Below are 16939 nucleotides of genomic sequence, written 5' to 3'. Positions count from 1 at the left end.
GGCGCGGTCCGAGGTGTCGGCGGCGAGGGCCACAATGGTGCGCGACAGTCCCCGTTCATGCTCGCAAGACCGTGAAGGAGCCCGGCAGCGATGGCCCGCCGCAGCACGAAGACAGCGCGACCCGATGACGATGCTTTCGAGGAGCGGATCCTCGACATCGACGTCGTGGACGAAATGCAGGGCTCCTTCCTCGAGTATGCCTACTCGGTCATCTACTCCCGCGCCCTGCCCGACGCGCGCGACGGTCTCAAGCCGGTGCACCGGCGGATCGTCTACCAGATGAACGAGATGGGCCTGCGTCCCGACCGCGGTTACGTGAAGTGCGCCCGCGTCGTCGGCGAGGTCATGGGCAAGCTCCACCCGCACGGCGACACCTCGATCTACGACGCGCTGGTCCGGCTCGCCCAGCCGTTCTCGATGCGCGTCCCGCTGGTCGACGGCCACGGCAACTTCGGCTCCCTCGGCAACGACGACCCGCCGGCCGCCATGCGGTACACCGAGTGCCGGATGGCCGACGCGACGAGCCTGATGACGGAGTCGATCGACGAGAACACGGTCGACTTCCAGCCCAACTACGACGGCCAAGAGCGGGAGCCGGTGGCGCTGCCCGCCGCCTTCCCGAACCTGCTGGTCAACGGCGCCTCCGGCATCGCCGTGGGCATGGCGACCAACATGCCGCCGCACAACCTCGGCGAGGTCGTCGCCGCAGCCCGGCACCTGATCCGGTACCCGCACGCCGACCTCGACGCGCTGATGAAGCACGTCCCCGGCCCGGACCTGCCGACCGGCGGCCGGGTCGTCGGCCTGTCCGGGATCCGTGACGCCTACGAGAAGGGCCGCGGCACCTTCAAGATCCGCGCGACGGTCGCCGTCGAGCAGGTCACCGCCCGCCGCAAGGGCCTGGTCGTCACCGAACTGCCCTTCTCGGTGGGCCCCGAGAAGGTCATCGCCAAGATCAAGGACCTGGTGAGCTCCAAGAAGGTCCAGGGCATCGCCGACGTCAAGGACCTCACCGACCGCGAGCACGGCCTGCGCCTGGTCATCGAGATCAAGAACGGCTTCGTCCCCGAGGCCGTGCTGGAGCAGCTCTACAAGCTGACGCCGATGGAGGAGTCCTTCGGCATCAACAACGTCGCCCTGGTGGACGGCCAGCCGCTCACGCTCGGGCTCAAGGAGCTCCTCGAGGTCTACCTCGACCACCGCTTCGACGTGGTGCGCCGCCGCTCGGAGTTCCGCCGCGGCAAGAAGCGCGACCGGCTGCACCTGGTCGAGGGTCTGCTGACCGCCCTCATCGACATCGACGAGGTCATCCGGCTGATCCGCTCCAGCGACAACTCCGCCCAGGCCAAGCAGCGCCTGATGGAGAGCTTCACGCTGTCGGAGATCCAGACGCAGTACATCCTCGACACGCCGCTGCGCCGCCTCACCAAGTTCGACCGCATCGAGCTGGAGGCGGAGAAGGAGCGGCTCACCGCGGAGATCGAGGAGCTGACCCGGATCCTGGACTCGGACGCCGAGCTGCGCAAGCTGGTCTCCGCCGAACTGGCGGCCGTGGCGAAGAAGTTCGGCACCCCTCGGCGCACGGTGCTGCTGGAGTCCGCGGACACCCCGGCCGCCCTGCCGCTCCAGGTGGCGGACGACCCGTGCCGGGTGCTGCTCTCCTCCACCGGTCTGCTGGCCCGCACGGCGAACGCCGACCCCTTCCCCGCCCTCAAGGGCGCCAAGCGGGTCAAGCACGACGTGATCGTCTCCGCGGTGGACACCACCGCGCGCGGTGAGGTCGGCGTGGTCACCTCCTCGGGGCGGCTGCTGCGCGTCAACGTGGTCGACCTGCCGCTGCTCCCCGAGATCGCGGCGGGCACCTCGCCCAACCTCTCCGGAGGCGCGCCGCTCGCCGAGTTCGTCTCCCTCGAGGCCGACGAGACGGTGATCTGCCTGACCTCGCTGAACGAGTCCTCTCCCGGTCTCGCGGTCGGCACCCTGCAGGGCATCGTCAAGCGCGTGGTGCCGGACTATCCGGCGGGCAAGGACGAACTCGAGGTCATCACCCTCAAGGAGGGCGACCGGATCGTCGGGGCGGTGGAGCTGCGCACCGGCGAGGAGGACCTGGTCTTCATCACCGACGACGCCCAGTTGCTGCGCTTCCAGGCCTCCCTGGTCCGCCCGCAGGGCCGGCCGGCGGGCGGCGTGGCCGGCATCAAACTGACGGACGACGCCAAGGTCATCTCGTTCACCGCGGTGGACCCGGGCCAGGAGGCGGTGGTCCTGACCGTCGCCGGCTCCCGCGGCACGCTCGACGACTCGGTGCAGACCACGGCCAAGATGACGCCGTTCGACCAGTACCCGCGCAAGGGCCGGGCCACCGGCGGCGTGCGCTGCCAGCGCTTCCTCAAGGGCGAGGACTGCCTCTCCCTCGCCTGGGCGGGCCCGGCCCCGGCCCATGCCGCGCAGAAGAACGGCATGCCGGCCGAGGTGCCGGAGATGGACCCGCGGCGCGACGGTTCGGGCGTGGGCCTGCCGAAGACGGTCGCGGTGGTCGCCGGTCCCGCGTGACCTGACAGCCACCACAGGGCCCTCCGCCACCTCCGCGGAGGGCCCTGCCGCGTTCCCGCTGCCACCCGGGCTTCGGCTGTCTCCGGGCCTCCGCCGTCCCTTGGCCTCGGCTGTCCCCGGGCCTCGAGGCCTCCGCTGTCCCCGGGCGCAACCGGCACCGCGGCCGGTGCGGGGGCTCCTCCCCGGGCTACTCCTGGGGCGCGACCAGCTCGGCTTCGTCCTCGGGCGTGACCAGGTCCGCGTCGTCCTCGGGCGTGACCAGGTCCGCGTCGTCCTCGGGCGTGACCAGGTCCGCGTCGTCCTCCCCCTGCACGTACCGCAGCACGCCCCACATCCCGTGCTCGTCCGCCTCCCCGGGCGTCCCGCTCACACAGCCGGCGAGTTCCTTCTCCAGCCCCGCCGCGTCGATTCCGGCCCCGATGAGCACCAGGGCGGTCCCCCGCTCCTCCTGCCGCCCCCACGGCTCGGGATAGAAGCGCAGGAACCGTCCCACGGCGTGCACCAGGTAGCGGTTCCTCGGGTCGTACGCGCCGAAGTCCACGTACCCCTTGATCCGGTACAGCCCCTCCGGCCGCTCGTCGAGGAACCGCATCAGCCGCCGCGGGTCCATCGCCCGGGCCGACGCGAACGACACGCTCTCGTACCCGGCGTGCAGGTGCCCGCCGTGCCCGTTCCCCTCGGCGCGCTGCTCGTCCCCTCCGCCGTGCTCGCCGCCGCTGCCGTCCCCGTCGCCGTAGAGGTCCACGTCGTCGAAGGACAGCTGCCCGACCCGCTCCTGCGAGGGCCGGCAGTCGAAGAGGAACTCCGGATCGACCCTGCCGTGCTTCGCCCGCACCACGGCGGCCCCGTCGGCGGCCTCCCGCACCGTGCGCAGCACGGCCTCCACGTCCTCGGCCCGGTCGGTCTTGTTGACCACCACCAGGTCGGCGAGGGCCAGGTGCCGGTCGATCTCCGGGTGACGCTCGCGGGTCTGCCCGAACTCGGCCGCGTCCACCACCTCCACCAGCCCGCCGTAGACGACCTCCGGCTGCTCGCTCGCCAGCACCATCCGCACCAGCTCCTGCGGCTCCGCCAGCCCGCTCGCCTCGATCACGATCACGTCGATCCCCGAGGGGGACCGGGCGAGCTTGCCCAGGTACTCGTCCAGCTCCCCGACGTCCACGGCGCAGCACAGGCAGCCGTTGCCCAGCGACACGGTGGAGTCGCCCAGCGCTCCCGCCACGGCCAGGGCGTCGATCTCGATGGCACCGAAGTCGTTGACCACCACGCCGATGCGGCTGCCGCCGCTGTTGTGCAGCAGGTGGTTCAGGAGGGTGGTCTTCCCCGCCCCCAGGAACCCCGCCAGTACGACGACCGGAATCTGCGGGGTATGCGGGGTCCCACTGCTCATGACGCGCCCTCTCTCATCGCACCGCGCGCCCCGGCGCACGCTGCTCGCTTCCGTCTGCCAGGTCAGCATAAGAAGACCGTGACACGGCTACCGCTCAACGCTTGTTCACACCCCCCGCCGGGCAAACGTGCTGCGACTCGGTGGGCTGCTCCCGGCAACTGCGGCCCTGGAAGCCGTTTCCGTCATGCTCAGCGGTTGGCTGCTCGGAGGCGCTGAGCTCGCCAACGGGACAGCCGGAGAGGTCCCGCCACAAGAACCGCATGCGGAACGCTGACCGGCGGCACAAGCACACGGTGGGCCGCACCGGAGCCGCCCGCTGCCGCTTCCGTCCCCCGAACGCGCCCCGCCGAACCGCACGCGTCCCACCAGTCAGGTTAGGCTCACCTGTGTGAGTAGGTGCGCAACCGTGTCACGGGTCCTGGACGAGCCGATCGCCGGGACAGCAGTGCACGCGCGGACGTGGCTGCTGATCGAGCAGCCCGGTCCCTGGGGGCCCAAGGCGCTCACGGAGAGCCGGCTGGACCCCGCGCTGGGGCGCGCCCTGGAGGACGCCGCGGAGGGCAGCGGGGTGCGCATCGCCCTCATCCGGCGGCCCGGGCCGCACGCGGACCACGGGACTCCCCCGGTGCGGCGGGTGTACGCCGCGCACACGGCCCCCCGCAACGACTGGGTGCACGGCGCCCTCACCCGCGAGCCCGAGCGACTGCTGGACATCGACTTCGCGGCGCTCGGCCGCGGCGAGCCCGGGGCCTTCGACGCCGCCCTGCCCGACGCCGCGCCGCACACCGGCTTCCCCCTGGCGTTCGTGTGCACCAACGGACGGCGCGACCGCTGCTGCGCCCTGCTGGGCCGGCCGCTCGCCGCCGAACTGGCCGCCTCCAACGTGGCGGGCACCTGGGAGATCACCCACCTCGGCGGCCACCGTTTCTCGCCCACCCTGCTGGTCCTGCCGCACGGCTACGCGTACGGCCGGGTCGACGCACCCACCGTGAAGGAGATCCTGCACCGCACCAGGGACGGTCAGGTGGTCACCGAGCACTGCCGGGGCCGCTCGGCCTGGGCGCGGCCGGGGCAGGCGGCCGAGCTGGCCGTGCGGACCCGGATCGGGGAGACCTCCGCGGACGCCCTGGACGTCACCGGCGTGCACCGGGTCCCGGCAGGCGCCGCCGCGCAGGACCCGCCGCTGTGGGAGGTCGTCGTGACGCACGCCGACGGCCGCCGGTGGCGTGTGGTTGTCGCCGAGACGGCGGCCACTCCGCCCCGCCCCCAGAGCTGCGGGGCACCGCTCGGCTCCCCCGCCCGGATGGACGTCGTCGGGGTGCGCGAAACGCCCTGACCCGCCGTGCCCGGAGCGGACAGCCGGGAGCCCGGCGCACGGGTGCGCCGGGCTCCCGGCAGGTCTTCGGCACACCGGAGGCGGCCAGGGGGCGCCCCGGGGGGCGGCGAGGTCAGACCGCTCCCGCTCCGGTCAGCGATCGCACCTCGGTTTCGGCGTGCTTCGCCTCGTCCGGCTCCTCGGAGGAGGACACCGTGCCGATCCAGCCCGCCACGAAGCCCAGCGGGATGGAGATCAGGCCCGGGTTCTCCAGGGGGAAGAACGCGAAGTCCGCGCCGGGGAACATGGACGTCGGCCGGCCGGAGACGACCGGCGAGAAGACGACGAGCGCCACCGCCGGGACGAGGCCCCCGTACACCGACCAGACCGCGCCCCGGGTGGTGAAGCGGCGCCAGAAGAGCGTGAACAGGAGCACCGGAAGGTTGGCGGAGGCCGCCACGGCGAAGGCGAGACCGACCAGGAAGGCGACGTTCAGCCCTCCGGACAGCAGGCTCAGGCCGATCGCCACGACGCCGATGCCCACCGCGGCGACCCGGGCCACCGCCACCTCGCTGCGCTGCTTGGCGCCCTTGCGGCGGAACGAGGCGTACAGGTCGTGCGCGACCGACGCGGACGAGGAGAGCGTCACGCCGGCGACCACCGCGAGGATGGTGGCGAAGGCGACCGCCGCCACGACCGCGAAGAGCACCGGACCGCCCGTCGAGTCCGGACCGCCGCCCAGGTTCAGGGCCAGCAGGGGCACCGCGGTGTTGCCGGCCTCGTTCGACTCGCGAACCTCGTCGCTGCCGACGATCGCCGCGGCGCCGAAGCCCAGCAGGATCGTCATCAGGTAGAAGCCGCCGATCAGGCCGATCGCCCACACCACGGAGCGGCGCGCGGCGCGGGCCGTGGGCACGGTGTAGAAGCGCGACAGGATGTGCGGGAGGCCGGCCGTGCCGAGGACCAGGGCGAGGCCGAGACTGATGAAGTCCAGCCGGTCCGTCCAGCTCCCGCCGTACTCCAGGCCGGGGGCCAGGAAGGCCGCGCCGAAGCCGCTGTTGTCGGCGGCGGACCTGAGCAGCGCGTTGACGTCGCCGCCGAAGCGGACCAGCACCAGGACGCCCAGCACCAGCGTGCCCACCAGCAGCAGGACGGCCTTCACGATCTGGATCCAGGTGGTGGCCCGCATGCCGCCCAGGGACACGTAGACGACCATGAGGGCGCCGACACCGATGACCGTCCAGGTCTGGGCAGCGCTGCCCGTGCCGCCCAGGAGCAGGGCGACCAGGCTGCCGGCGCCGACCATCTGGGCGACCAGGTAGAGGACCGAGACGATCACCGAAGAGGTGCCGGCCGCGATCCGCACCGGACGCTCGCGCATCCGCGCCGCGAGCACGTCGGCCAGCGTGAACCGGCCGCAGTTGCGGACCAGCTCGGCGACCAGCAGCAGGACGACCAGCCAGGCGACCAGGAAGCCGACCGAGTAGAGCATGCCGTCGTAGCCGAAGAGCGCGATCAGCCCGGAGATGCCGAGGAACGACGCGGCCGACATGTAGTCGCCCGCGATGGCGAGGCCGTTCTCCACCGGGGAGAAGAGGCGGCTCCCGGTGTAGAACTCCTCCGTCGAGCCGTGCCGGTTACGGCCGGCCCAGGTGGTGATGCCGAGGGTGACCGCCACGAAGACGCTGAAGAGGACCAGGACGAGGGACTGGTGGTTGCCCGTCATGCCGCACCGCCCCTGGCTCCGCGGGTGAGCTCCTGGGTGTCCCAGCGCAGCTGGAGGGCCGCACGGTCCCTCCGGAGCCGGGCGTGGCGGGCGTACGCCCAGGTCAGGACGAAGGTGGTGAGGAACTGACCGAGGCCGGCGAGCATCGCCACGTTCACCGCGCCCGCCACCGGGGTGGCCATGAAGTCCGCCGCCGTGGTGGCGGTGACGACGTAGGCGACGTACCAGAGGAAGAAGGAGACGAAGGCGGGAACCACGAACTTCCGGTAACGGCTGCGCACCTCCTGGAAGGCTGCGCTGCGCTGCACCTCCAGGTAGACGTCGGCGGCCGCGCGGTCGCTGCTCTCCTCCTGCGCCTGGCGCGCGGCCGGCACCGCGGGAGCCTGCTCCCCCGTGCCGTCCGTCTCGCTCCAGCCAAAGGCGAGTGCGTCGTACCAGGGGTCGTCGAACCGCACCTCTCCGGTGTCGCGACCGTCGTGCTTGTTCACCGAGATCTCCTTGTCCCACGGCTCCATTCGGCCGTAGGAACAATGATGGACAGACCGTGAACTTCCCGGACTCTTTCGGCAGATCTCTCACCCCATCAGGTGACCGAAAGGTCAACGGCCACAGGAGTTGCTCCCGCACGGGTGATGCACGAGGTGGGAGCCGGTCCGGGCCGGACACGCCTCCGCCCGGGCGTCCAAGGACGTCCGGGCGGGGGCGGACCACGGGCGGGCCGTGCGGAGCGGACCCCGTCAGGCGTCGATCCGGGAGCGGTCCAGGGTCGCGGCCGAGCTGGAGATGAACTCCTTGCGAGGGGCGACGTCGTTGCCCATCAGCAGATCGAAGACCTGTTCGGCCGCCTCGAGGTCGGAGAGGTTGATCCGCCGCAGCGTGCGGTGACGCGGATCCATCGTGGTCTCCGCGAGCTGGTCGGCGTCCATCTCGCCCAGGCCCTTGTAGCGCTGGATCGAGTCCTTGTACCGGACACCCTTGCGTTCGAACTCGAGCAGCGTGTCGCGCAGCTCGCGGTCCGAATAGGTGTACACGTACTTGTCCTGACCGCGCTTGGGCTGGACCAGCTCTATCCGGTGCAGCGGCGGCACCGCGGCGAAGACCCGGCCGGCCTCGACCATGGGACGCATGTAGCGCTGGAAGAGGGTCAGCAGCAGGCAGCGGATGTGCGAGCCGTCCACGTCGGCGTCGGTCATCATGATGATCTTGCCGTAGCGCGCCGCGTCGATATCGAAGGTGCGCCCCGACCCGGCCCCTATGACCTGGATGATCGCGCCGCACTCGGCGTTCTTCAGCATGTCGCTGACCGACGACTTCTGCACGTTGAGGATCTTGCCCCGGATGGGCAGCAGCGCCTGGAACTCGGAGTTGCGGGCGAGCTTCGCGGTGCCGAGGGCGGAGTCGCCCTCGACGATGAAGAGCTCGCTGCGGTCCACGTCGTCGCTGCGGCAGTCGGCCAGCTTCGCCGGGAGCGAGGAGGACTCCAGGGCCGTCTTGCGGCGCTGGGCGTCCTTGTGCTGGCGGGCCGCGATGCGGGTGCGCGCGGCCGCCACGGCCTTCTCCAGGACCGCGCGCGCCTGCTGGGCCGCGTCCCGCTTGGCCGAGGTCAGGAAGGCCTTGAGTTCCTTGGCGACGACCTGGTTGACCACCCGGCGGGCCGCCGAGGTGCCCAGCACCTCCTTGGTCTGCCCCTCGAACTGCGGCTCGGCGAGCCGGACCGTGACCACCGCGGTCATGCCCTCCATGGCGTCGTCCTTGACGATGTCGTCCTCGGCGACGCGGAGCATCTTCTTGGAGCGCAGCACCTCGTTCATCGTGCGGGCGACGGCCTGCTCGAATCCGGCCACGTGGGTGCCGCCCTTGGGCGTGGCGATGATGTTGACGAACGACCGGAGCGTGGTGTCGTAGCCCGTGCCCCAGCGCAGCGCGACGTCCACCCCGAGCTCCCGGGTGACCTCGGTCGGGGTCATCTGCCCGTGGTCGTCGAGGACCGGCACGGTCTCCTTGAAGGTGCCCTGGCCCGAGAAGCGCAGCACGTCGCAGATCGGGCGGTCGGAGGCGAGGTACTCGCAGAACTCGCTGATGCCGCCGTCGTAGCGGAACGACTCCTCGCCCTTGCTGCCGCCCTCGCCGAGACCGAACTCGTCGCGCACCACGATGGTGAGGCCGGGCACCAGGAAGGCGGTCTGGCGGGCGCGCTGGTGCAGGTTCTCCAGCGAGAGCTTGGCGTCCTTGAGGAAGATCTGGCGGTCCGCCCAGTAGCGGACGCGGGTGCCGGTGCGGCTCTTGGGGATCTTGCGCGCCTTGCGCAGGCCGCTGCCGGGCTCGAACTTCGCGTTCTCGCCCCGCCCGGAGAACTCGCCCGGGACACCGCGGCGGAAACCGATCGCGTGGGTGTGCCCGTTGCGGTCGACCTCCACGTCCAGCCGTGCGGAGAGGGCGTTCACCACGGAGGCGCCGACGCCGTGCAGGCCGCCGGAGGCGGCGTAGGAGCCGCCGCCGAACTTGCCGCCGGCGTGCAGCTTGGTCATCACGACCTCGACGCCGGACAGGCCGGTCTTGGGCTCGACGTCCACGGGGATGCCGCGGCCGTTGTCCCGGACCTCGACCGAGGCGTCGTCGTGCAGGATCACCTCGATGTGGTCGCAGTAACCGCCCAGGGCCTCGTCGACCGAGTTGTCGATGATCTCCCACAGGCAGTGCATCAGGCCACGGCTGTCCGTGGAGCCGATGTACATGCCGGGGCGCTTGCGGACGGCCTCGAGTCCTTCCAGGACGAGCAGGTGCCGCGCGGTGTAGTTGGAACCGTCCCGATCTGCTCCGGTCAGCAACGCTGTGGACGGCACGGTCGTGTCGGCGGTCACGCGGTTCGCTCCTCGCTGAATTTTTCTGGGCATGTCTTGGCGTCGCCAGGGGACGCGCCACGGCTCGGTCGCCGCTCCAGAGAGTACCGATGCCTGATGAGGCCGGTGTAACGCCACCCTCGTCCCCGGTCAAACCCTAATCCAGAATCGTATGCCCGTTCGATACCTCGGAGGAGTGAAGCACACATCACGTTCCGCGGCAGGCATGAACCCTTTAGGCTCCGGGCACGTCCTCCTCAACAAGCGGCGTTCGGTCGCCGGAGGACCGACACTGGAAGAAGCGCGAACCCGTACGACACGAAGACACGCACTACGGCACATTCGCCGCCAACCGCCAGCAGACAGCCGCCTCGCCGAGAAATCTTTCGAGGAAATGCCGCGAGCGGGAACGTTTTCGGCCTGGTTGGATGTTGACCCTGGTACGACAGCTCGTCGAGCTAGAGAAGAGGCGACGTGACTACTGTTCTGACCCCCGCGAGCCCGCTGACGGCCGCCGATCGCTGCGACCGCTGCGGCGCCCAGGCATACCTGCGCGTCGTCCTGCTGAGCGGCGGAGAACTGCTCTTCTGCGCCCACCACGGCCGCAAGTTCGAGCCGGAACTCAAGAAGATCGCCGCCGAGATACAGGACGAGACGGAGCGACTGACGTCCTCCGGCCCGGCAGCCGACCCCGACGGAGAGCGCTGAGAGCGCCGACACTCCGTCCCACGACGAGCTAACCCGGCACAGGCCGGGTGACAAGGGCGGCCGCCTCCCCCACCAGGGAGGTCGGCCGCCTCTGCTCGTTCCGGGCCCTGCCGTCCCCCTTCCGGCCCTGCCCGGCACGCTCGGACTTCCGGCCCTGCCCGGCACGCTCGGGACCCGCGGCTGGAGCCTGCTCCGGTCCGGGCCCCGCCGAGGGTCCCCCGGCACAGGCCTGTCCCGGCCCCGGTCCCGGTCCGCTTGAGGGCTGCCCGTCAGGGCGCTAGCGCTGCCGTGCCAGCGCCCGTACGACCTTGGACACCCTGGTGTAGACCCCGGGCTTGCGGGACTGCCCGCACCCGCTGCCCCAGGAGACCAGCCCGATCAGCCGGCCCTTGGCCACGAGAGGGCCTCCGCTGTCCCCCTGGCAGGCGTCGGGACCCCCTTCGGGCTCTCCGGCGCAGAGCATCGCGCCGGGCGTGTAGGCGCCCTCCGCGCCCCCCGGATAGGCCTCCTGGCAGTAGGCGTCCTCCAGCACGTGCACCCGTGCCGCGCGCAGCGACCGCGCGTAGGCGCCCGATCCCGTGACGTCGCCCCAGCCGTAGACCGTGGCGGCCGTCCCCGGCCGGTAGGCGCCGTCCCCGGCGGGCGCCGCCTTGACGACGGTGCCGCGCGGCAACGGCTCCGTCAGCGTGAGCACCGCGAAGTCGCCGGCGTTGGTGACGTCGTCGTACTCCGGATTCACCCAGGTGTCCCGCACCCGGATCTCCTGGCCCCCTCGGCCGGTCAGCTCGGACCGTCCCGCGATCACCGTGAGGTCGGGAACCTGTCCCGGCGCTCTGCCGAGGACGCTCTCCCCGAGGCAGTGGGCGGCCGTCAGGACGGTCCTGGCCCCGATCACCGCGCCGCCGCAGAAGTGCCCCGCCCGCGTCGTGCCGAAGAGCGTCCGGCTGGAGATCGCCACGGTCCACGGGGCCTGCTCCACCTCCACCGGGAACCCGCCCACGACGACACGCGAGGCGGCCCCACGGACCGACTCGGCGTCGGCCGCCGCCGGCGCGGCCGGCACCAGCGCCGCCAGCGACGAGGCCACCGCCGCGACCCCCACGGCTGGGAGAAAACGCATAACATCCCTCACTCCGGGTCGACCATGTGTCGACCCAAAGTAATCCAGCCGGGGCTTCCTCCACAGGTCCAACGACGCGAAGGCCCGGCTCCTCCGAGGAGGAGCCGGGCCTTCGCGTCGTTTCACGACCGGTCGTGACCGGCCGGATGATCGGGTCCGATCAGTCGAGGTAGTCGCGCAGGACCTGCGAACGCGACGGGTGACGCAGCTTCGACATCGTCTTGGACTCGATCTGGCGGATCCGCTCACGCGTCACGCCGTAGACCTTGCCGATCTCGTCGAGCGTCTTCGGCTGACCGTCGGTGAGGCCGAAGCGCATGGAGACCACGCCCGCCTCGCGCTCGGAGAGCGTGTCCAGGACGGAGTGCAGCTGCTCCTGGAGCAGGGTGAAGCTGACCGCGTCGGCCGGGACGACCGCCTCGGAGTCCTCGATCAGGTCACCGAACTCGCTGTCGCCGTCCTCGCCGAGCGGCGTGTGGAGCGAGATGGGCTCGCGGCCGTACTTCTGGACCTCGATGACCTTCTCCGGGGTCATGTCGAGCTCCTTGGCCAGCTCCTCCGGGGTGGGCTCGCGGCCCAGGTCCTGGAGCATCTGACGCTGGACGCGGGCCAGCTTGTTGATGACCTCGACCATGTGCACCGGGATACGGATGGTGCGGGCCTGGTCGGCCATGGCGCGGGTGATCGCCTGACGGATCCACCAGGTGGCGTACGTGGAGAACTTGTAGCCCTTGGTGTAGTCGAACTTCTCGACGGCGCGGATCAGACCGAGGTTGCCCTCCTGGATGAGGTCCAGGAAGAGCATGCCGCGGCCGGTGTACCGCTTGGCCAGCGAGACGACCAGGCGGAGGTTGGCCTCCAGCAGGTGGTTCTTGGCGCGGCGGCCGTCCTCGGCGATGATCTCCAGCTCGCGCTTGAGCTTGGGCGCGATCTTGTCGGAGTTCGCCAGCTTGTCCTCGGCGAACAGGCCGGCCTCGATGCGCTTGGCGAGCTCGACCTCCTGCTCGGCGTTGAGCAGCGGGACCTTGCCGATCTGCTTGAGGTAGTCCTTGACCGGGTCCGCGGTGGCACCGGCGGCGGCGACCTGCTGGGCGGGGGCGTCGTCCTCGTCCTCGTCGGACAGCACGAAGCCCGCGCTCTCGGCGCCCTCGGGCTCGTCGGCGGCCTTGCCCGGGGTCTCCTCGAGCTCCTCCTCGGCCAGCTCCGGGTCGTCCTTCTTGGACGCCGTCTTCTTGGCCGCGGTCTTCTTCGCCGTGGTCTTCTTGGCCGCCGTCTTCTTGGCGGTGGTGGTCTTCTTGGCCGCGGCCTTCTTGGCGGGCGCGGCGGCCTCCGCCTCCTCGCCCTCCTCGACGGGTGCCGTGGGAGCCACGGCGGCCTTCTTGGTCACCGCCGGCTTGGCGGCGACCGAGCGGGTGGTGGTGCGCTTGGCCGTGCTCTTGGCGGCGACACTCTTGCGGGCGCGCTTGGGCTCCGCCGCGTTCACCATCAACGTCACACCCTCTTCTTCGAGGATCTGGTTGAGGCTGCGGAGAACGTTCTTCCACTGAGTGGCCGGAATCTGGTCGGCTTCGAAAGCGCGACGCACGTCGTCGCCGCCGATCTGCCCCTCAGCCTTCCCACGCTCGATGAGCGCCATGAGAGAGACGGACTCGGCGATCTCCGGCGGGAGCGTACGGGATGTGCTGGCCGACACGAACAACCTCTCGGAACGTTGGAAAACGGCTTCCGGCCCCGTCCGTGAGGACAGGATCCGACGACCGCCGGCCTGGGGATGAGCCAACGGCGCGGGCTCGGGCCGGGAAGAACAAGCGCCGGTGCGGCGTCCGTATTCCTTCCTCGGCTGTCACCTCTTAGGTCATCGCGCTGCTCCGCCGAGCGTTACGCCCAATCTGCGTGGCCCGAGTCACACCGCGAATCGGTGCAATACCGAAGATAGTCGGTCGTTACCGGTCACGGAGCGACGGTTTTCCACAGATGCCGTGATGCAGGACACCCCTCACCCCCGGAACCCTGGGGCGAGGGAAGGGCGGGACCGTGGAGGCGAGGGGCGGGGAGGAGGAAGGGCGGCGGAGGGAGGGGCCGCCGGAATCGCACTCCGGCGGTACCGCACCCTCTCCCCCTCAGTGCTCGCGGGGCGCCGGAACCACGCGTTCCATCTCCGGGAGCACGGCCTCCGTGTGCATCGCCTCCGGGTGCACGCTCAGCAGCTGCCGCATCGCGGCCTCGGCCGCCGGGCCGTCCCCCGCGGCGAGGGCGTCCACGATCCGGGCGTGGTGCCCGAGGGAGGCCTCGTTCGGCCGGTCACATCCGGTGACCGGTCCGCCGGAGACCTGGAGGGCGGAGGAGACGATGCCGGACAGGTGCTCCAGCATCCGGTTGCCGGCGACATGGATCAGCAGGGAGTGGAACTCGGCGTCGGCCCGGGAGAAGGTGAGGGCGTCTCCCTGCGCGACCGAATGGTTCATGATCTCGACCATGTCGACAAGGCGCTGCTGGACGTCCTCACGCCCGTGCCCGGCGGCGAGGCGCGCGGCGAGCGGCTCGATCGTCCAGCGCAGCTCGGTCAGCTCCCGGCGCTGGTTGTCGCGCTGAGGGCCGAAGGCGCGCCATTCGATGATGTCGGGGTCGAGCAGGTTCCAGTCGCTGACCGGGCGCACCCGGGTGCCGACGTTGGGCCGGGCACTGACCAGGCCCTTCGCCTCCAGCACGCGCAGTGATTCGCGGACGACGGTGCGGGACACCTCGAAGCGCTGGCCGATCTCCTCGGGAACCAGCGGGCGGTCCGCGCCCAGGTCACCGGAAACGATCATCTGTCCGAGCTGCTGGACGAGTTGTCCGTGCAGCCCGCGGCCGCGGCTTCCGGCGGCGCGGCGGCCGCCGACCCGGCCGAGCTCCGGCTCCGTCTCCCAGGCGGGCGCGCCGACGCGGTCGCCCGCGGGGCCTTCGGCGTAGGGGTAGCGGTCGAGTTCGCCCGTCCCGGCCAGGCCGGAGTCGGCGGAGCGGGCGGCGGTCATCATGGTGTGCGCAAGGGTACTCACGTCTCTTTTGTCGGCGCTGGCTCCAACTCCCTTGAGCGCTTTGGTGAAAAGCACACGAAAGGGTGATCGCTCACTCCGTCTCAATTGACGCCTTATCGGAAAGAAATGTGACGTTCCAAGGCGAGTTGGGCGTGCGGGAGTTCCTGATGTTGTCGAAGGGCCACCTTCGCCCGCGGAACGGGCGCGGTCCGGCCACGGCCCGCAGGGTCGTGCACAGGTACCCGCACAGCAGGGCGGCCAGTGACAACACCATTGCCACGCCGAAGGGTTGGCCGATCGTCCGGAGCACCTCGGCGGTCACCTCGTCACGGACGACGGGCCACCGGACCAGGAGTTCACCGGCGGGCCGCGACGCCTCGCCACGCCCGGACCCGGGGGTCAGGAGTCCGGCGGCCTGCTCGACCACCGGGGCGGCGACGAGCGGGACCGCGAGGACCGCGGCCAGGCCCCCGGTCACGGACCGGAAGAGCCCGGCGGCCAGGACGCCCGCCCACGCACAGGCGGTGACCAGCGCGAGCCAGACCGCCGCCGACGCCTGCCACCGCGGCGGCAGGGCCGCGTACTCCTCGCCGAGCAGCAGGCGCAGCACCAGGGCGTCGACGCCCACGGCGGCGATCGCCGGGGCCGTCGCCATGGCCGCCGAGACCAGCAGCTTGGCGGCGAGCAGCCCCAGTCGCCGGGGAACCGTGCCGCGGTCCACCGCGAGGGCGGGGTAGCGGAACTCCTGACCGAAGGAGAGGGCGCCCAGCAGGGCAGCGCCGAGCGCGGCGGGGGGAAGGGGCAGTTCGTCGGGCCAGGCGGCGAGCAGCCGGGTCTGCGGGGTGTGCCCGACCCGGGCCAGCAGCAGGGTGAGCGCGGCGGAGACCAGGACGACGGCGACGCAGGTGCGGGACCAGACTCCGGTGCCGCGGGCACGCCGGAACTCGTAACGCAGCGGGCGCGTCGGCGAGAAGGAGCGGCGCACCCGGAGTGGCGGGCGGGGGGCCGGGGGGGCCGGACGGGGCTGCCGAGGCTGCCGCCGCTGTCGGGGCTGCCATCGCTGTCGGGGCTGCTCCTGGCCACCGTCGCCGTCCGCCGCAAGCCCATCGGGACCGGGGACGGGGGCGGAACCGGGGGCGGGCGCGAGGACGGCCGGGTTCGTCACGGCCCGCCGCCCCTGCGCGTCTCCTCCCCTGCGCCCAGGGCCGTCGACACCGCGGCCGACGCGGGGGGTTGCACCGCCGCCTCCACGGCCGTCGACGCCGGTGACGCCTGCGCCTGCACAGCCGTCGACGCCGGGTCCGTCGGCACCGGGGACGTCGGCACCGGGGGCGTCGACGCCAAGCCCGACGCCCCCGCCCAGGCGCGCCCCCGGGCCCATGTCGGCCGTCTCCTCGGAGAGTTGGTGGATGAGGATGCGGTGCCGGTAGGCGGCCTCGCCGATCTCGGCGCAGTCGCCGCCGTAGACCGACAGGCGGGTGCCGCCCTCCCGGACCACGTCGACCGGCCGCCGGGTCACGCGTGCCTCCTTGGCGAGGAGCTCCGCGAGGCGTTCGGCGTGCGGGCTGCGCACGGCGACGCGGCGACGCAGCCGGGTCCGGGCGAACTCCGCGACGCCCTGGTCGGCCGCCACCCGCCCCCGGTGAAGGGTGACGACGTGGTCGGCGAACCGGGCCGCCTCGCGGGGGTCGGCGGTGGTGAACAGCACCGCGCCGCCGTCGTCGGAACGGCGACGCAGGGTGGAGTGGAGCCAGCGGGCGTCGTCGGGGGTGAGCCCCGCGGCGGGTTCGTCGAGGAGCAGGGCGTGCGGGTCGGCCAGCAGGGCGCAGGCCATGCCCAGCCGTCGGTCACCGCCTCGGGAGAGGGAGTCGAGCCGGTGGCCGCACAGGTCCATCAGGCCGACGTCCCGCAGGAGTTCGTCGGCACGGGCGGCCGGCGCACCGGCGGCCGCGCAGAGCATGCGCAGGTGGCCGCGGAGCGTGCGGGCGGGGTGGCCCGGGACGTCGCCGAGGAGCGCCCCGACCTCGCGCAGCGGGGCCGGCGAGGCGTGCAGGGGGCGACCGCGGAAGTGGGTCACGCCGCGCCCGGGCCGAAGTTCCAGCATGAGTTGGAGGACCGTGGTCCTGCCCGACCCTCGCGCGCCCAGCAGTGCGGTGACGCGGCCGGGGAGCACCTCGAAGGACACGTCGTCCACGACGGACGGGAGTTGCTCACGCGGGGCGCTGGTGAGTCCGATGGCCTTGATCACCCGAAGCAAGATAGCGCGACGA

At 71.7% G+C, this 16939-nt stretch carries 11 protein-coding genes; 3 read left to right on the top strand and 8 right to left on the bottom strand.

The annotated features are described in order from the left end of the window. The first annotated feature begins 90 nt into the window (after nt 1–90). Nucleotides 91–2553, top strand: a complete 2463-nt coding sequence (locus Sfr03f_RS02445; RefSeq protein WP_108952030.1) for a DNA gyrase/topoisomerase IV subunit A — start codon at nt 91–93, stop codon at nt 2551–2553. 187 nt (nt 2554–2740) lie between these two features. Here the strand turns inward: Sfr03f_RS02445 and Sfr03f_RS02440 are convergent, their stop codons facing one another. Further along, nucleotides 2741–3943, bottom strand: coding sequence for a CobW family GTP-binding protein (locus Sfr03f_RS02440; protein ID WP_108952029.1), 1203 nt, complete (start codon nt 3941–3943; stop codon nt 2741–2743). A gap of 388 nt (nt 3944–4331) precedes the next feature. On the opposite strand from Sfr03f_RS02440, the gene Sfr03f_RS02435 reads away from it, so the two are divergent. After that, on the top strand, nt 4332–5279 hold the full coding sequence (locus tag Sfr03f_RS02435; protein ID WP_108952028.1) for a ferredoxin family protein: 948 nt from the start codon (nt 4332–4334) through the stop codon (nt 5277–5279). A 112-nt stretch (nt 5280–5391) separates the two neighbouring features. Here the strand turns inward: Sfr03f_RS02435 and Sfr03f_RS02430 are convergent, their stop codons facing one another. The 3 genes from Sfr03f_RS02430 to Sfr03f_RS02420 form a co-directional block, all read right to left on the bottom strand. Further along, nucleotides 5392–6984: a monocarboxylic acid transporter gene (locus Sfr03f_RS02430; RefSeq protein ID WP_108952027.1), complete on the bottom strand. Its 1593-nt coding sequence runs from the start codon at nt 6982–6984 to the stop codon at nt 5392–5394. Then, nucleotides 6981–7499, bottom strand: a complete 519-nt coding sequence (locus tag Sfr03f_RS02425; protein WP_108952026.1) for a DUF485 domain-containing protein — start codon at nt 7497–7499, stop codon at nt 6981–6983. The genes Sfr03f_RS02430 and Sfr03f_RS02425 overlap by 4 nt, the downstream gene beginning before the upstream one ends. Nucleotides 7500–7721: 222 nt before the next feature. Beyond that, nucleotides 7722–9845 carry a DNA gyrase/topoisomerase IV subunit B gene (locus tag Sfr03f_RS02420; RefSeq protein ID WP_108952025.1) on the bottom strand — a complete coding sequence of 708 codons (2124 nt, stop codon included), beginning with the start codon at nt 9843–9845 and terminating at the stop codon, nt 7722–7724. A 453-nt stretch (nt 9846–10298) separates the two neighbouring features. On the opposite strand from Sfr03f_RS02420, the gene Sfr03f_RS02415 reads away from it, so the two are divergent. Beyond that, nucleotides 10299–10532 carry a DUF7455 domain-containing protein gene (locus tag Sfr03f_RS02415; protein WP_108952024.1) on the top strand — a complete coding sequence of 78 codons (234 nt, stop codon included), beginning with the start codon at nt 10299–10301 and terminating at the stop codon, nt 10530–10532. 277 nt (nt 10533–10809) lie between these two features. Here the strand turns inward: Sfr03f_RS02415 and Sfr03f_RS02410 are convergent, their stop codons facing one another. The 4 genes from Sfr03f_RS02410 to Sfr03f_RS02395 all read right to left on the bottom strand — a co-directional run bounded on the left by Sfr03f_RS02410 (nt 10810) and on the right by Sfr03f_RS02395 (nt 16917). Further along, nucleotides 10810–11652 carry a serine protease gene (locus Sfr03f_RS02410; protein WP_108952023.1) on the bottom strand — a complete coding sequence of 281 codons (843 nt, stop codon included), beginning with the start codon at nt 11650–11652 and terminating at the stop codon, nt 10810–10812. A gap of 160 nt (nt 11653–11812) precedes the next feature. Next, nucleotides 11813–13345, bottom strand: a complete 1533-nt coding sequence (locus Sfr03f_RS02405) for an RNA polymerase sigma factor (RefSeq protein WP_108953386.1) — start codon at nt 13343–13345, stop codon at nt 11813–11815. Between the two features lie 427 nt (nt 13346–13772). After that, nucleotides 13773–14690, bottom strand: a complete 918-nt coding sequence (locus tag Sfr03f_RS02400; RefSeq protein ID WP_108952022.1) for a FadR/GntR family transcriptional regulator — start codon at nt 14688–14690, stop codon at nt 13773–13775. A 70-nt stretch (nt 14691–14760) separates the two neighbouring features. Then, complete coding sequence (locus Sfr03f_RS02395; protein ID WP_108952021.1) at nt 14761–16917, bottom strand: ATP-binding cassette domain-containing protein; 2157 nt, start codon at nt 16915–16917, stop codon at nt 14761–14763. Nucleotides 16918–16939: the final 22 nt, after the last annotated feature.

Source organism: Streptomyces fragilis (assembly GCF_003112515.1).
In the GTDB taxonomy this organism is placed as follows: Bacteria; Actinomycetota; Actinomycetes; order Streptomycetales; family Streptomycetaceae; genus Streptomyces; species Streptomyces fragilis.
This window is presented reverse-complemented; position numbering and strand designations above follow the sequence as displayed.